11 protein-coding genes are annotated in these 14,904 nt (G+C 40.9%); all 11 read right to left on the bottom strand.

The genetic code is table 11. The features are described 5' to 3' along the window. Positions 1-158 precede the first annotated feature (158 nt). Positions 159-1,415, bottom strand: a complete 1,257-nt coding sequence (locus QM629_RS16945) for a thioredoxin-like domain-containing protein (protein ID WP_415161077.1) — start codon at positions 1,413-1,415, stop codon at positions 159-161. 158 nt (positions 1,416-1,573) lie between these two features. Continuing rightward, entirely contained in the window at positions 1,574-3,472 is a 1,899-nt protein-coding gene (locus QM629_RS16940) for a glycoside hydrolase family 88 protein (protein ID WP_415161076.1), read from the bottom strand. Positions 3,473-3,747: 275 nt separating this feature from the next. Then, positions 3,748-4,527, bottom strand: a complete 780-nt coding sequence (locus QM629_RS16935) for a rhamnogalacturonan acetylesterase (protein WP_415161075.1) — start codon at positions 4,525-4,527, stop codon at positions 3,748-3,750. A 39-nt stretch (positions 4,528-4,566) separates the two neighbouring features. After that, entirely contained in the window at positions 4,567-7,392 is a 2,826-nt protein-coding gene (locus tag QM629_RS16930; protein WP_415161074.1) for a glycosyl hydrolase, read from the bottom strand. A gap of 84 nt (positions 7,393-7,476) precedes the next feature. Continuing rightward, a complete protein-coding gene (locus tag QM629_RS16925) occupies positions 7,477-8,733 on the bottom strand; it encodes an oligogalacturonate lyase family protein (RefSeq protein ID WP_415161073.1) in 1,257 nt (418 codons plus the stop codon). A 22-nt stretch (positions 8,734-8,755) separates the two neighbouring features. Continuing rightward, complete coding sequence (locus QM629_RS16920) at positions 8,756-10,117, bottom strand: glycoside hydrolase family 28 protein (protein ID WP_415161072.1); 1,362 nt, start codon at positions 10,115-10,117, stop codon at positions 8,756-8,758. A 110-nt stretch (positions 10,118-10,227) separates the two neighbouring features. Beyond that, a complete protein-coding gene (locus tag QM629_RS16915) occupies positions 10,228-10,500 on the bottom strand; it encodes a UxaA family hydrolase (protein ID WP_415161071.1) in 273 nt (90 codons plus the stop codon). Between the two features lie 10 nt (positions 10,501-10,510). Beyond that, on the bottom strand, positions 10,511-10,672 hold the full coding sequence (locus QM629_RS16910; RefSeq protein WP_415161070.1) for a hypothetical protein: 162 nt from the start codon (positions 10,670-10,672) through the stop codon (positions 10,511-10,513). Beyond that, the gene (locus QM629_RS16905) at positions 10,662-12,197 is read right to left on the bottom strand and encodes a tagaturonate reductase (protein ID WP_415161069.1); all 1,536 of its coding nucleotides are present in this window, start codon (positions 12,195-12,197) and stop codon (positions 10,662-10,664) included. The genes QM629_RS16910 and QM629_RS16905 overlap by 11 nt, the downstream gene beginning before the upstream one ends. Before the next feature lie 228 nt (positions 12,198-12,425). Then, positions 12,426-13,550, bottom strand: a complete 1,125-nt coding sequence (locus QM629_RS16900; RefSeq protein ID WP_415161068.1) for a glycoside hydrolase family 88 protein — start codon at positions 13,548-13,550, stop codon at positions 12,426-12,428. Positions 13,551-13,974: 424 nt separating this feature from the next. Continuing rightward, the gene (locus QM629_RS16895; RefSeq protein ID WP_415161067.1) at positions 13,975-14,754 is read right to left on the bottom strand and encodes a rhamnogalacturonan acetylesterase; all 780 of its coding nucleotides are present in this window, start codon (positions 14,752-14,754) and stop codon (positions 13,975-13,977) included. Positions 14,755-14,904 lie beyond the last annotated feature (150 nt).

Below are 14,904 nucleotides of genomic sequence, written 5' to 3'. Positions count from 1 at the left end.
TGCCCCCGACGCGTTGGGGGCATGACGTGCCAGTGGTTATGTTTTATGCTTGCCTTACTTAATGTAAGGCTGGCAATAAGAATAGATTTGTACTTTGGCAAATCAATGATTGCACATTTTTATCCAGCGAGGAGTATAATTAAGTAATCAGTCTTCAGTTAAAATAGTGCTGCTATTTTTTCATAAAACATATTATCGTTGTCAGTACCAACATACTCTCCAATAATTGCTCCTTCCGGTGATATTATAATCTTGGTGGGCAATGCGGAGGTATAGTACTTTTGAGTAATCGCGTTGCTTCTGTCCTCCGCTCCGTTTTCCATATATCTTTTTCCGTTTAAAATGTGGTACCACATTTTTGCTTTATCTTTCTTTATTGCCTTTTTCCATTCATTGGGTTGCTGGTCATCATCAGCTATCGCAATTATTTCAAGCCCTTTTGAATGATACTTATTATATATCTGGATTAAATGAGGGGTGCTTTCCCTGCATGGTACACACCAGCTTGCCCAAAAATCAAGAACAACATATTTCCCTCTAAAATCATTTAATTCTACTGATTTACCATTGAAGGTAGTACCCCTGAAGTTTGGAGCTTTACATCCTTCACATATTGTTTCTTTGCGGGCATCCCGGCGTTGGATAACATTGCTAAGCTGTTCGCCATATATACTTTTTTTAAGAAGATTACTCATGCTATTATATAACATATCTAAAGTATCAACAGAAAATTTTCGATAATAATGTTGCAGCAAATACCCGGTAACAAATGAGTTTGGATGACCTGTAAAAAAAGAATAATCCAGTTTTTTTATATTTTCATAATATGGCAATAGCAAAGTGCTGATACTATCTTTTATATCGTTACTTTTTGCAGATTCATATTGATGAAAAAGGTAGTCAAAATTCTTTTTAATTATATTTTTTTGCTGATCAAGACTGTCATATTCCAGATAAGTAGGAGAGTTGGTAATATTTAAAACTTTAAATGGGGAATAATTCAATTTTATATTCATATCAGCAGGATCTATGAAAGTATATATAGATTTATCCTCATCCACTTCTTTTCCCCTGTATAATTTTATTATAAGTAATGCGCCGTGGCTAATTCTACCCTTTAATAAAAAGTTCCCATTTATTACTTCAGCACTATCATTTATCCCTTTTTTCTCAATATCATTATAGTAACCAAAATAGATCTTTTCTATTTTTTCGTTATTAATATATCCTCTCAAACTAAAGCCCGGATTTCCCTGTCCGAAACAAGTAACAGAAATAAAAATCAAAAAGAAAATAAGTTTAAAAGCTTTTTGTATAGTCATATCTTTTATCAGTTTTGAAAAGATTGCGAATAAATGACGCCCGGCGTTGAGCATTTGTGTTTGTGGCGGAATTTGCGCCATGAAAATTTTCACGTGTTTATTTTTTTACGCGGCAGGTATTATAATAAACATCCACATAATAGTTAGCAGAAGGGTAGTAGCTGCTGATTTTGAACACAAATATTTACCCTGGCATTGCTGATGCAGGCATTCAATTTTCAATGTTAAAACTATTCAAACTTTTGCATCTGCTAATTACTCTTAATGTTCACCAGCCACTGCACCAGTTCTTCCGCCGCTTTATAATTCTCAAATCCCTTAGGCAGCTTCCTGCCATCAGTGTATTCATTATATAACCAGGGATCACCCAATGCAAACACAGTGCCCTTGCCATACCTGGCAACAGCCATTATATTATTTCCGTTTTTTGTAAGTACTGCTTTTGCAGGTGATTGAAGGTTTAGGGTTGATAATTCCTTTATATAAATCTTTTTGGTTGATTTGAAAACTGGGTTGTTTGCATCAATATCTATAGTGCCCATTTCAAACCGCGCGCCGGTAACGCGGTTATATGAATCTTCATTAAAATGGATACCAAATACCGCGGCAAGCTGGTTAAAATGTTCAAACTCTGCATTGCCGGAATCGTTGCCTAATAACAATAATGTGCCGCCTTGTTTTACCCAGTTGCTGATAACTGCTATATCATCCGGCTGTATATAATCAGGGTTTGGGTTTTCTTTCGGTGTGTCGGGATCAACAATAATATACATGCCGGCCTTGCTTAAAATGGCGGCTGTTGGTTTTTGGGCAGAGAATGTTGCGGCCACGCCGTATTTATTAAATACCTGGCCTAACATGGAATAACCATTGTTATCCTCTTCTTCCCACACATAATGATATTGAATTGTATCATCTGATGCGGCATCATATTTTTTTTCATGGTTGAAATAACCATCCAGCAAAACAGTTTTGCCCCCGCCCGGTTTCATTGTTGGTATCATTTCCATTTCAACACACATTTGTATAAAAGCGCCAACGCCTTTCAGATTGTCAAGCACCACTTTTTCACTTATGTAATATGCATAACTGCCATCGCGGTAAGGTTTGCCGCCAAGCCCGCTTACACTTACTGTGCCATCGAGATTAATTGATCCGGCTGCATCTTTTTTTATAAACTTTTGAATAATGCCTTTATAGCCTTTTTCGGCCGCAGGCAGGTAAGAAGATGGCAAATAACCAAGCCTTACGCCTTTTGCCAAAGCATATACAAACATGCATGATGCCGAGGCTTCGGCATAATTGCCCTGCCTGTTGGGAAAATTCAAAACATCCCACCATAAGCCTGTCTTATTATCCTGCACTTTTACAACAGCCGTTGCAAAGCGGTTAAGTATATCAACCAATTCTTTCTTATGCGGATTATTATCAGGAAAATATGGCAGTACATCCACTAACGCCATTCCATACCAACCCATAGCGCGCCCCCAGAAATTGGGCGAGGCGCCCGTTTGTTTATCCGCCCATTGCTGTTCTTTCGATTCATCCCATCCATGATACATCAAACCTGTTTTTGCATCCCTTGCGTGTTTTTCCATAAATATAAACTGGCCGGCTATATCATTAAATGCCGTATCATCCTGCACACGCTTTGCATACATGGCATAAAAAGGTTCAGCCATATACAGGCCATCCAGCCACATTTGCCGGGGATATATTTTCTTATGCCAGAAACCGCCTTCCTGTGTACGCGGCTGCTCCCGTAATTGTTGCCGTAATAATGTTGCCGCTTTAAAATATTTTTCCTCGCCGGTTACATTATACAGCATTAAAACAGCAGTGCCGTTTTTTATATTATCAAGGTTATAGTTTTCTTTATTATATGTTTTAATTGTGCCGTCATTGTTCACAAAGCGGTCAATATTTTTCTTTATATAATTAAAATAATCAGCGTTACCGGTGTTTCTCCACAACGCTTCAAGGCCGCCATATACAACGCCCTGGTCGTACGACCATGTATCCGCCGGCGAATCTTTCCATACGGCCATCACTGTTCCTGCCATTGCTTCCGCGTATGAAATATTTGATTGTGATTTACCTGCAATCGCGATCCAACAAAAAGAAAAAATAATCAGATGCTTGTATTTCATGCTTATTAAGAAGTTGTTTGAGTTATTTATTTAAAATTGATTATTGGCTATCGGTCTGACGCTTTTTGGGTGAAACAATTATATATTGTCAATTAAAGCTTCTGACCGGTAAGCATTATTTTTTTATTAGTTCAAATAGCTTCTACATGTTTCAGCCTTTTGGGCTTATTAATTATTATGTTATCAGCCGCTACCGGTCGGCGTTTCACCTACCGGAAAATTTGCATAGAGCGAAAATTTTGATATGCGCCCTTTCCGTAACGCCGGGAAATTTATTATCGCTTTTGTATAATAAATTTCGCCAGTGGCAGTTGCTGAATTTCATGCAATACAATTTCCGCCATTTTTCTTGCACCCAGCTCATTAAAATGCGTATCATCCTCCTGGCCGTTTGGATAGTTAGGATGCTCGCCCGGCTTTAAATAATTAAAGAAAAATTTTGAATTTTCAGGGCCTGTTTGCCGCAGCAACTCCATACTTAACGCATCCAGATCAATCAATATAACACCATTTTGTCTTGCCGCATCCCTTACCAGTTGCGCATATTGCCGGTGTGTATCAATAATGTTTTCACTGCTGTCAAATTTTCTTCTTGCAACAGGTGTTATCAGCACGGGCGTCGCCTTTTTACTGCGCACGTCTTTTACAAAACGGTCAAGGTTGTTGCTGAATTCCTCAGGCGTTGTATAAGTTTTCTTTGTTGTTACTTCATCGTTGTGGCCAAATTGTATCAGCACATAATCGCCTGCCTGTAAATTATCCATTACCTGCTGCCAGCGTTTTTCTTCAATAAAGCTTTTGGTACTGCGGCCATTTTGGGCAACATTGTTAACCGTAATATTTGAATCGAAGAAGCTGGCAAAGGGCATTCCCCAACCGGTTTCGGGATAAGCAGTTTTTTGTTTAACGGACATGGTGGAATCGCCGACAAGCCAAACGGTTATTTTACTGTTGTCATTCATAAAAGACAAGAGCATAAAAGTAAGCAGCAAAACCATTATCCCCGGCCTGTTTCCACCTATTTTGCTTCGCAGAACATTACTGATTTTCAACATGAGGTTTAACATTTTATAGTTACCAAACATATTTTTGTTTTATTTAAGCGGCGTAAGTGTAACAGGGCCTGCAAGGCCGGACGTGCATGGCAGCCATCCGGAAGCATTGAACAACCCGTCTTTTCCTTTATTTTCAGGAAGCCTTGCCGGGAAATTGGTGTTGTTGAATTTCTTCCAGTTAACCTGTTTCCTGTCGAGGTAAATAATGCGGTTGGCCATGCTGTTGGAAACTTTTATTTCGATGGTATTATCTGCTTTAAGATCGCTGCTGTTGATGATGCAGGAGAACACAGGCCCGATTAATGTTGCTGCTCTTTTGCCATTGATGAACACCTGTGCGCTTTCATACACCTGGCCAAGGTTTAATATAAACTGCTTAGCATCTGATACTGGTTTTTTAAACTGTGTGCTATACGATGCGGCGCCTGAAAAGAATTGGTAAGCGCTGTCTTTCAGTTCAGTCCAGGGCTGCGGTTGCTGCATGGTAATTGTTTTCGGAATTGAAGGGCCGCCATCAATAAAACGGAGCGCCCATGCTCCTTTTATTTCTTCAGGTTGATCTTTTGTTTTAATGTATGGATAAGCATTGCCTGTTATTGTTTTGTCTGAAGCCTGAACGATTATGCTTTCGTCAACATCCAATTGCAGCAATACTTCCGTAAGGCTTTCCCTGTTTTTTCTGTATTGTGCAATGCCTGATGCTGCCGTCATCGGGTTGTATAAAACAACACTGCTGGCTTTTGTTTGAAGCGGTATCCATTCTTCCATTTTATGATCGCTCCTGTTGGCAATAAAATATACATCATCCCCGCTGTCATTTTTTCTTTTATTGAACTGAAGCCCTTTGTCCGTCATTGTTTCCCTGTTTACATTGGCTGCCTGCAACAGCGCATTCAAATCATCGCTCAACAAAAACCTGCCTTTGCCAATTGCTGCTGTTTGCACTTTGTTATTTGTATTGAAATGCAGCTGCTGCATTAGTTTTTTAAATGTTTCTGCATGTTCATCTGATTGTGCATAGCCCGGCGCTCCTGATGGCAACTCTTTATACACAACAATGGTTGCGCCATCGTTGGCAAGTGCAAATAATTTCTGCAATGTTTCTGCCTGTATGAATTTGCAGGAGGGCAGCATGACGGTTTTATAAGCAGTGCCGCCGGTTTCTATCTTTTTGTTGTTTACAGAAAGATTACGTATCTGCCTGTCTGAAATATAATCGAAAGTATAACCGCTGTGCTGCATGCTGTCTGCTAAAAACTCAAACGGCGTTCCGTTAAAGCCGGGTTTCATGCCATCAAAATGCAATAGCAATTCTTTACCAGGTTCGGAATATTTATCATAAACAGGGAAGTACAGCAACACATCATTTGCAGGCTTTCCCTGTTGCAGGAAGGATTGTGTTCTGGCAACATAGTTATTCAATGCTGAAAAATTATTCCAGAAAGGATTGGCTTGTGTAAATTCAACCGAAGCATAAAACAACCTGCCCGGCCAGGGTTCTGATGGCGGCGAATAAGCGGTGCCATGATAAACAATATGGTTAACGCCGCCCATGAAATAAACATCCAGCGCTTTTTTTACATCGCTTAGCGTAGCAATAAAATGTTCATTCAGCCAGGTTGCGGCTTCTGCTGAGGCAAGCTGCTTGCCTGTAACATGCGCTGTTGAAGGCGCAAATTTTATGCGCAATATTTCTGTGCCTTCCGTTTCTGGAATATCAACCGCAGCATATAAGTCTAATGTGTTGGCCGGCGAGCCATGCGACTGGTTGCGTACCATCTTGCCTTTATCATGCGCCCATTTATACCATTGTTTTGTAAAGTTTTCCAGTATCAGTTCATCAATCGTCATGCGGTAATCGCAAAGAATGCGTTTGCTCGTTTCCGTTGGTGTTTGGGTGAATAACTGGGGCAGGAAATTTTTAAGGTCGTAGCCCCTTCTTTTTTTAAATTCTTCAAACAATAATGGCGTGTAATCAGATTGGCCTGATGCATCATCCACTTCATACGAATCATTAAAAAATGCACGGATGCCGCTTATGTCATGCTGTTTAAACGCTTCATCAAACCGCTGCAAATAATGCTGCAATGCGGTTGCTGAAAAATGATCTATCACGTTGCCTTCACCGCCCGGCGCAGCACGCTCCACCTGCTTGCCATGCCAGCCCATAAACAAAGCATATAAGTTCCAGTTGCCGGCAGGCGCAACCCAGTTGAGTATGCCGTTAGCATTCACTTTACCGGTAATATCAATCGTATCGCCTTTATCTGAATAAGCCATTAAAGCCTGCAAAGGCAATGGCCTTTTAAACCTTACCTGGTCAAGGGCAAGCTCCTGTAAATTTTTATTGGCAGAAACAGGTTGCAGTATATCATCAATATTTACAGCCTTATAATTTTCCGTGCGTACCAGTGGCTGCTGTATGAACTGAATGGTATCATTTAGCCTTTCGCCCTCATGCAAGGTATATCTTTTATATACCATGTTTTTGCAGGCGTCTTCATCGCCTGTCCATGGCCCGCCAAAAGGCCAGCCGGTTGCATTGGCAAGGTCTATTCCAAGCTGTAATTTTTTTGCTTCATTTAAGGTATGTTCAAGCATCTGCATCCATTGCGGGGAAAGAAAATTAATATACTGGTTATCTTCGCCCTGCATGCCATAAACAGGCGTTAATTCAAGCCCGCCAAGCCCGGCCTGCTCGTATTGCTGCATTACGGTGGTGAGGTCTTTTTCATTTACCTCGCTGCCCAGCCACCACCATCTTGTCCACGGTTTTGTTTGCTGGGTTATAACCGGCCATTTTATTTGCGCATTACTGTGTTTTGATAAAACAATAACGAATAAAAGAAGCAATATTTTTTTCATGAGAAGCGCTGCGCTTTTTATGTTTAAAACTCTTTTCCCAGGCCTTCACCTACACCTCTTTCCAAATAAGAAGAAATCCAAAAATCAATCTGCATGTTTGCTGATCTCAACGGCATATACATTTTCTGTTCCTTCAAAATTGGCCCTGAAAATTATCCATTTCCCATCGGGGCTGAAATGCACATTCGGCTCAAGCCGGTAGTGATGATGCTTCATGTTCACCAGTTTTTCCGATACAAAATGATCGCCTTCCGGCCTGAAAAGATATATCCATTGCCCGTCTTTTGCTTTTGCCACCTGGCCGCTGTCGCCGCCATCGCCGGCAAATAATTTCTGATCGGGCGATATGTTATAATGAACGCTCCATTCATCCCTTGTTAAACTATATTTCTTTTCTTCGCCCGATGCAATGTCCACGCCTGCAAGAAAGAAAGTTTTTCCTTTCGGCATTTGCAGGTCGAAATAAATCTTCTTTCCGTCAGGTGAAAAAAATTCATGGCCGGCTATCTCCATATCCATTGTGCGCTTATGCATAAGCGCTGTTTTTTTCGTGCGAACATTAATCGTCCATATCCTGTCCACTTTATGCCAGGGCCCTTCGTGGCAAAACATTAAAAGATCAGGATCGGTTGGCGAGAACTGCACATGGCCCAGCCATGTATTCTCCGTATGAATTATAGTAAGCTGCTTTGTTTTTATATCAATGGTAAAAAGATCGTTGGGCTGCTTAGCGTCATAGATCAAATTGAAATAATCTTTCTTCTGCGGATTCTTTTTGTATATTTTTTTCTGTTTATCACTCGCTTTGGAACCAGCGAGCAAAGTTTCATCCGCATTCAGCGTTGTAATGCTGCCTTTATAATTTGCCGGGAACACATAGATGAGTTTTGTTTCCCTGGTATCAATATTTGTGATAAATACGCTGTCGTTTATCTGATAATAAACATTATGGCTTTGCCTGCCGGCAATTTCACCGCTCATTGCATTGGGCTGCCTCGTTATAGGCGCGGTTTGTTTTGTGGCAAGATCAACGTAATATAACTGTTTGTCTTTGCTAATGGTTGAATAGGTTTTCTGTTTTGCAACGTTTATATCCGAAGGTTTTTTTTTCGAGGTGCTGTAATACACCATTTTATTTTCAATGAAAGGATTGTTATGAAAATAAAAGCTGAGGTTTGTTCTTGCGCTGTCTGAAAGCCTGATTATTTTATGGCGCGTGTCTTTGTCTATCCATACACAGGGCATTGCTTTGCCGCCGGTTTCTAATACCGGCTGCGAAAAAAGCGCCGTGTGAAAGAATAAAAAGATGATGATGCAGGCCTTGTTGTTTATGTAATTCATTTTAAACAATTGTTGTGCATTGCTAATTTTCTTTAAAACCCACAACATTTTCATGTATATGTTTTTGTTCTTCTGTTTTGCCAACCGTTATATGCTCAAGTGATACGTTTTGCACCGGCAGTTCTTTCTGCCCCAGTATTTTTGAAACAAATTGTACATCGCTGGCGCTTATATTGGTAAGATAAATATTTTTAATAGGCGTAAGCCTGCGTTCGTAGGTTGGCACCAGCGTTCGCCATTGGTACAATACATCGGTTTCAATGCCAAGCACGCCGGAATCTATTTTGCCGGCCTGCAGGTTACTTGCATAAATATCCTGAACATAACCGCCCATGCGTTCATTTGTTTTAATGAAGATGAGGTGATTGAGCTTAGCGCCGTCAATTACGCGGCAACTGTCAACAAAAACATTTTCTATACCGCCGGAGAGCTCGCTGCCTATTGCTACGAGCTGATGCCCGTTCTTTACAGTACAATTACGAATGATAATATTTTTTGAAGGCGTTTTTAACCGCCAGCCTTCGGGGTTGCGGCCCGACTTTATTGCAATGGCGTCATCGCCCTGGTCGAATACACAATTTTCAATAAGTACATCCTGGCTCATTTCAGGATCAACGCCATCGTTGTTGTGGCCATGCGCATACACATTTAGATTTCGCACTGTTACATTTTTTGCAAGGTAAAGATGGATGGTCCAAAAGGGGCTGTTGGTAATGCGGATGCCTTCCAGCAAAATATTTTCACTGCGGTTGAACTGAATGAACTGCGGGCGCAGGTGCGAAGTATCGTTTACCATCTGCCGCTGCTCAACCGGTGTATAATTCCATGCCCAGTTATACAGGCGTTTAAGGCTTTCCATGTGGGCGCTGGGGCGTGGGAACCATTGCTCCCACACATCCATTTTCGCTTTTATTTCGCCCTTGCCGGTAAGGGCAATATTCTTACACCGGTAGGCATAAATAAGCGGTGAATAATTATAACATTCCATGCCTTCCCACGATGAATGAACGGAAGGCAGATAGTCATTCGGGTTTTCAGAAAACAAAAGTACGGCGCCGCTGTCAAGATGCAGGTTCACGTTGCTTTTAAAATGTATTTGCCCGGTAAGCCATTCACCCGGCGGAACTTCAACAATACCACTCGCTTTACTGGCTTTATCAATGGCTTGCGCAATGGCCCGGGAGGTTTTGTTTTTATCGCCCTGCACTGCGCCAAAATCTGTAATTAAAAAAGTTTTACATTGGCTGAAGTCAGGCACAGCAATGGCAACAGCGCCAAAAGGGGTTTTTACCTCTGCTTTCTTTAATGTAACCACCTGCGCATTAGCACAGGAAAAAAATATGCCTGTTGCAAAAACCAGTGCGGTACTTATTTTTTTCATCATTGGTTTCTCTGTTGATTTAATAGTTTTATTAAATTTTTTTACACAACATTGCCAATGTATTGCATAGCAAACCATCGTTACACTTACCTGTTATGGCTACCATCGCTTCATTACCGGCAGCAATCGTTGTCTAAAAATGTTTCATTATTCCCGCAAAAAACCATAGGCACAATAAGCCAGTAATTGGCTGTTCCCGCACTGCCGTTGCTGCGATGATAGCCTAAAAAAGTTTGATGCTTCCATTTGCTTACACTCGGTGCAATCCAGTATTTCTTTTGTGCAGGCTGATGGAAGGCAGCAGTAGCATGTACAATATTTTCTATTGATATTCTGCTGCCTGGTTCAATATCACGAACAGCCTTGCCAACAGTGAAGCCATACATGGGTATAACATCATTTTTTCAGATGTTCTATTGTGAATTTATGTTTGGCGGGCACCTCTTCCTTCAATAAAAAAATATTGCCGTTATACTGAATGGCCTCTCCCTGCTTCATATCCCTTAATGCCACCAATACATTATCGGCAGCATGCACTTTAAGAGTATTATGCTTCATTTGTAACCTTGCCTCCATAAAATAAACGTGTGAGCACATACTTAAATTCATTGCGGTTAAACTGTTGCAGAAAGTATTGCACCAATGCAGCGAACCCCGGCATATTGGCAAGGTTCGTTCCCCAAAGCGACTCGTTGCCCAAAACCTTTTGCGTCACTGCATCAGCAGATGCATCCTGCCAGTAAGCATAAAATAATGCGGCATTATCATCAGCTATCCGGTATTTTTTTTCCTGTGCTTTTCCATAATAAACGCCATCTGAAATTTCAACTGGTTTCATAAATAAAATATAAGCCGCAAAACCGGCTGACATATAAGAAGGAACTTTACCAGTTTTTTCATAATAACTTAAAATGAGCGGCACGCAACGCATTCTTAGTTTGGCAGTATAGTTCATGCTTATGCTTAACCATTTATGTTCAATGAACGGATTGCAGAAACGATAGATAACACCGTTGGCAAATGCTTCTGCTTCTGCCGGTGTTATGGAGTTATCAATAATGCTTTCTGCAATTTCTTCCATCATTAATTTCTTTATAAAGTTGCAGATAGCATCTTCCTGCATTGATTCATATACCAGGTTAAATCCTGCCAGGTAAGCCAAAGCGCAACTGAATGTGTGCGTGGCATTCAGCAGGCGCAGTTTCAGTTCGCGGTATTTATTAATATCAGGCGTTATAATTACCGTATCGTCTGTTTTAAAAAAAGAGAGTATTTCTTTCGTTCTTACTGAAGATGATTCAATAGCCCACAAGCTATACGGCTCGCTCATAATTGTTAATGCATCTTTATAACCTGCGTTTTGTTCAAATGCAAGCTGGTCCTGCTTATTAAGCGCACCAGGCACAATACGGTCAACAAGGGAATTGCAGAAGTTATTGGCAGTGGCAAGCCATCTGATAAAATCATCTCCGAGCTTATTAATGCCGGCAAGTTCCAACACAATCTCTTTTAACTTTTTACCATTATTTACAATCAATTCAGTTGGAATGATCACCATACCGCTTTCTTCACTGCCTTTAAAATATTGGTAGCGCTTATACAGAAATGCGAGCAATTTGCCAGGAAAGGAAACAGGCGGCGCAGCAGTAATATCATCATCCGCCTTTAGTTCAATGCCCACTTCTGTTGTGTTTGAAATGATGACCTGCATGGCTGTGCTTTCTGCATATTGCATAATCTCATCCCAGCTTTGCTGCGCCGGTAAAACTTTGCTTATGGATGCATTGATGATGTAAGATTCAATCGTTTTTCCGTCAACAATGCCCTTAATACATTGTGTGTATAAACCATCCTGCATTGTAAATTCAGCCACATCCCTGCCTGTTGATTTTACCACAACAACACGGCCATTAAAAACGCCTTGTTTATTCGCCTTATCAATATAAAAATCCGGCAGGCCTCTTAGCAAAACACCTGTGCCAAACTGCAGTACTTTTTCAGGCAGGCCGAATATTGCTGCGTCCGGAACACTGAATGTTGCAGGAAAGCTTTTTTTAAGTACCGCTTCTTTATTTAATTCCATACAATTTCTTTTATTATTTATGCTTACGGCAACCATTCCCGGTGTTCTTTATCAGTATAAAGAAATATTTATTCAAAGCAATAGTACATACATAAATGGATGGATGCCGGGAATGGCCTATGTTTTTCTACGGAAACGTTTTCTGCACCGGCAATTGCCCGTTGTTGCCTGCAATAAATCATATAAGCCATTCCAATGTTTTCATGGCTGAAAATCTACCGGCGCATTTTACAGCTTATACACTTCACTACCCGCCAGCAGAAAGCAACCTAGCCCGTAATCTTCAAAATCAGGCGTGCTGTTGTAAGTTACCGGCTGCCCGTCTTTTGGTTCTTTGCCTGTGCCTTGCACGTAACCCAGTTTCCCATCAGGATGCACCGCATCTTTTACAATAGCATTCCAGGCCTTTGTAACAACCGGAAGATATGTTTTTTTGTCAAGCCAGCCTTTATTAATGCCCCAGGCCATTCCGTAAACAAACAAGGATGAACCGGATATTTCCTTTCCGCCAAAATGGCTGGGGTCGTGCAGGCTCACTGTCCACAAACCTGTTTTTTGCTGCAGCGGCGCTATTGCCTTTACCATGTCCAGATAATCCTGTTTATATGCTGCATAATGGCTGTTGCTTTCAGGCAGCAGCATCAGTGTTCTTGTTAAAGCAGCCAGCACCCATCCATTGCCCCGCGACCAGTAGCAATCTTCACCATCCGGTTCTTTATAGGGCGGCACAAAATCTTTATCGCGCCACCACAAATGATCCTGCGGGTTATATAAGCCATTGCCGCCATGCTTATATTTTGTGTAAGCATACATTTCATACATTTTGTTATAATAGCTGCTGTCATTAAACACATTGCCCAGCCTTACAAATACAGGCATAGCCATCTGCAGTGCATCAATCCACCACCAGTCATCTGCTTTTTCTGATTTAACCATCTTATCTATGGATGCTTTAATGTTTTTAATGTAAGCTGAATCTTTGTCAATCAAAAACATGTCAATATAGGTTTGGCCGGCACAATGGTTATCTGCACTGCCGGTTTCTATACCGCCGGCAACCTGCCAGTTGTGTTTATCGCCCCATTGTTTTGTATAGTCATAATATGCCTTCTTTTTATCAATGCTATATAAAGCCATCAGGCCTTCGTAATACACAGCGCGTGTCCATATATTGCTCGGCCTTTCTTTATTGGTGATGATAGATTTGCCGGCATCAGGCCATTTATTCATAAAATAATTATTGGCCTTTTCCATTACAGCAATTACATTGTTTTGCTTTGGTATATGTTGTGTTGTTGTACAGGCTGCACAACAGCAGATGCAAATTAATGAAGCGATATATCTGTTCAGCATTTGATGAATTTTAGTGATCTGTATTGTTATTGATACATTAACCTATTTTGGTATTGATTTGCTTTTAATAAAGTTGAAACATCATTTCGATGACAGCCTGCCGGTAGGCAGGGAGAACTGCGAAGCACTCATTGAGTCAATTAAAAAACAATTATTATTTAAATAAATCTCTGACCAGGTATGCAGGTTTAAATTCGTGAGATGCCTCGTTACCTGCCAATGACGTTTTTGAAACTTTATAACGGTCAGACGGCTATCAGCCGTCTGACCGGTTGCAGCTTTTGATTGCGGGCCAACCGAATGTTACCCGACATGACGATCTAAAAACGTCATTCATTATTTACATTTTTTAATAGCACAACACGTTAATAAATTATTTTAAAGCAGGGATTAATACATCCGCCACACCTGCTGCAAAAACTGTTTATTTTAAAAGATAATTGTTCAAACTGCAGGACTTTAATTGTTTTATCCCTTCTATCACCAGCGATGCATTTAATATGGCGCCGGCTTCATCCGTATGTGTATGGTCTTTTGGAAAATAGACGGCCGTTTTATCAGCGCCAAAACTGTCATATTTGTCTGCGATCATATTATTTAAATCAATAAACAAAGCGCCTGTTTGCGCGGCTACCTGCTTTGCCCAAAGCCCGTAGTCATTATTGCCGCGCTCAACTTTGCCGTCTTTAAAATTATTCCTGGGCACAGGCGAGCACACAATAGCAACAGCGCCTTTTGATTGCGCTTCGGTAATTATTTTGCGCATATACCACCCGTAAGTATGCACGGTTTCATTCATCTTTCTTATGGGGTTATAAATTTTCGTGCTGTCATCTCCAATACCGCGTATGGTGCCGCGGGCACGGGCTGTATCATCCAGCGGGCCTGCATCATTATGGCCAAACTGCATTATTACATAATCACCCTTTTTTAGCGTGCCCATTATTTTTTCCCACCGGCCTTCTGTAATAAATGTGCGGCTGCTTCTGCCGCCAATGGCATGGTTCTGCACATCCATTTTTGTTGTGTCAAAATAATCTGCGATAAAACTTCCCCAGCCCCATAAGCTATCAATGCCTTTGCCAGACCCGTTCTTTACAGTTGAATCGCCAATAATGTATAAAACGGGTTTATCCTGCAGCATAAATCCGTAACAAAAAAAACTTACGGCAACAAATGCCGCTATCCATTTTTTTATTTTCATGTTTTAATTGTTTTATATTTTTTGTTTACTGTTGTCCGACTAAATAATTTAAAACCTTGTATTTCAATGTTTGACCTCACCCCAACCCCTCCCGAATGGTCGGGACAAGTTCTCCAAAGGAGAGGGGCCAGAACCCGCTCTGGCAAATGG

The organism is Parafilimonas sp. (assembly GCF_047606085.1).
GTDB lineage: Bacteria > Bacteroidota > Bacteroidia > Chitinophagales > Chitinophagaceae > Parafilimonas.
This window is presented reverse-complemented; position numbering and strand designations above follow the sequence as displayed.

Bases quoted from the DNA above. Each gene is read 5' to 3' on its own strand.
- QM629_RS16940 (WP_415161076.1), bottom strand. From the start codon at position 3,472: ATGAAATACAAGCATCTGATTATTTTTTCTTTTTGTTGGATCGCGATT.
- QM629_RS16895 (WP_415161067.1), bottom strand. From the start codon at position 14,754: ATGAAAATAAAAAAATGGATAGCGGCATTTGTTGCCGTAAGTTTTTTT.
- QM629_RS16915 (WP_415161071.1), bottom strand. From the start codon at position 10,500: ATGTATGGCTTCACTGTTGGCAAGGCTGTTCGTGATATTGAACCAGGC.
- QM629_RS16930 (WP_415161074.1), bottom strand. From the start codon at position 7,392: ATGAAAAAAATATTGCTTCTTTTATTCGTTATTGTTTTATCAAAACAC.
- QM629_RS16900 (WP_415161068.1), bottom strand. From the start codon at position 13,550: ATGCTGAACAGATATATCGCTTCATTAATTTGCATCTGCTGTTGTGCA.
- QM629_RS16935 (WP_415161075.1), bottom strand. From the start codon at position 4,527: ATGTTGAAAATCAGTAATGTTCTGCGAAGCAAAATAGGTGGAAACAGG.
- QM629_RS16925 (WP_415161073.1), bottom strand. From the start codon at position 8,733: ATGAATTACATAAACAACAAGGCCTGCATCATCATCTTTTTATTCTTT.
- QM629_RS16910 (WP_415161070.1), bottom strand. From the start codon at position 10,672: ATGAAGCATAATACTCTTAAAGTGCATGCTGCCGATAATGTATTGGTG.
- QM629_RS16905 (WP_415161069.1), bottom strand. From the start codon at position 12,197: ATGGAATTAAATAAAGAAGCGGTACTTAAAAAAAGCTTTCCTGCAACA.
- QM629_RS16920 (WP_415161072.1), bottom strand. From the start codon at position 10,117: ATGATGAAAAAAATAAGTACCGCACTGGTTTTTGCAACAGGCATATTT.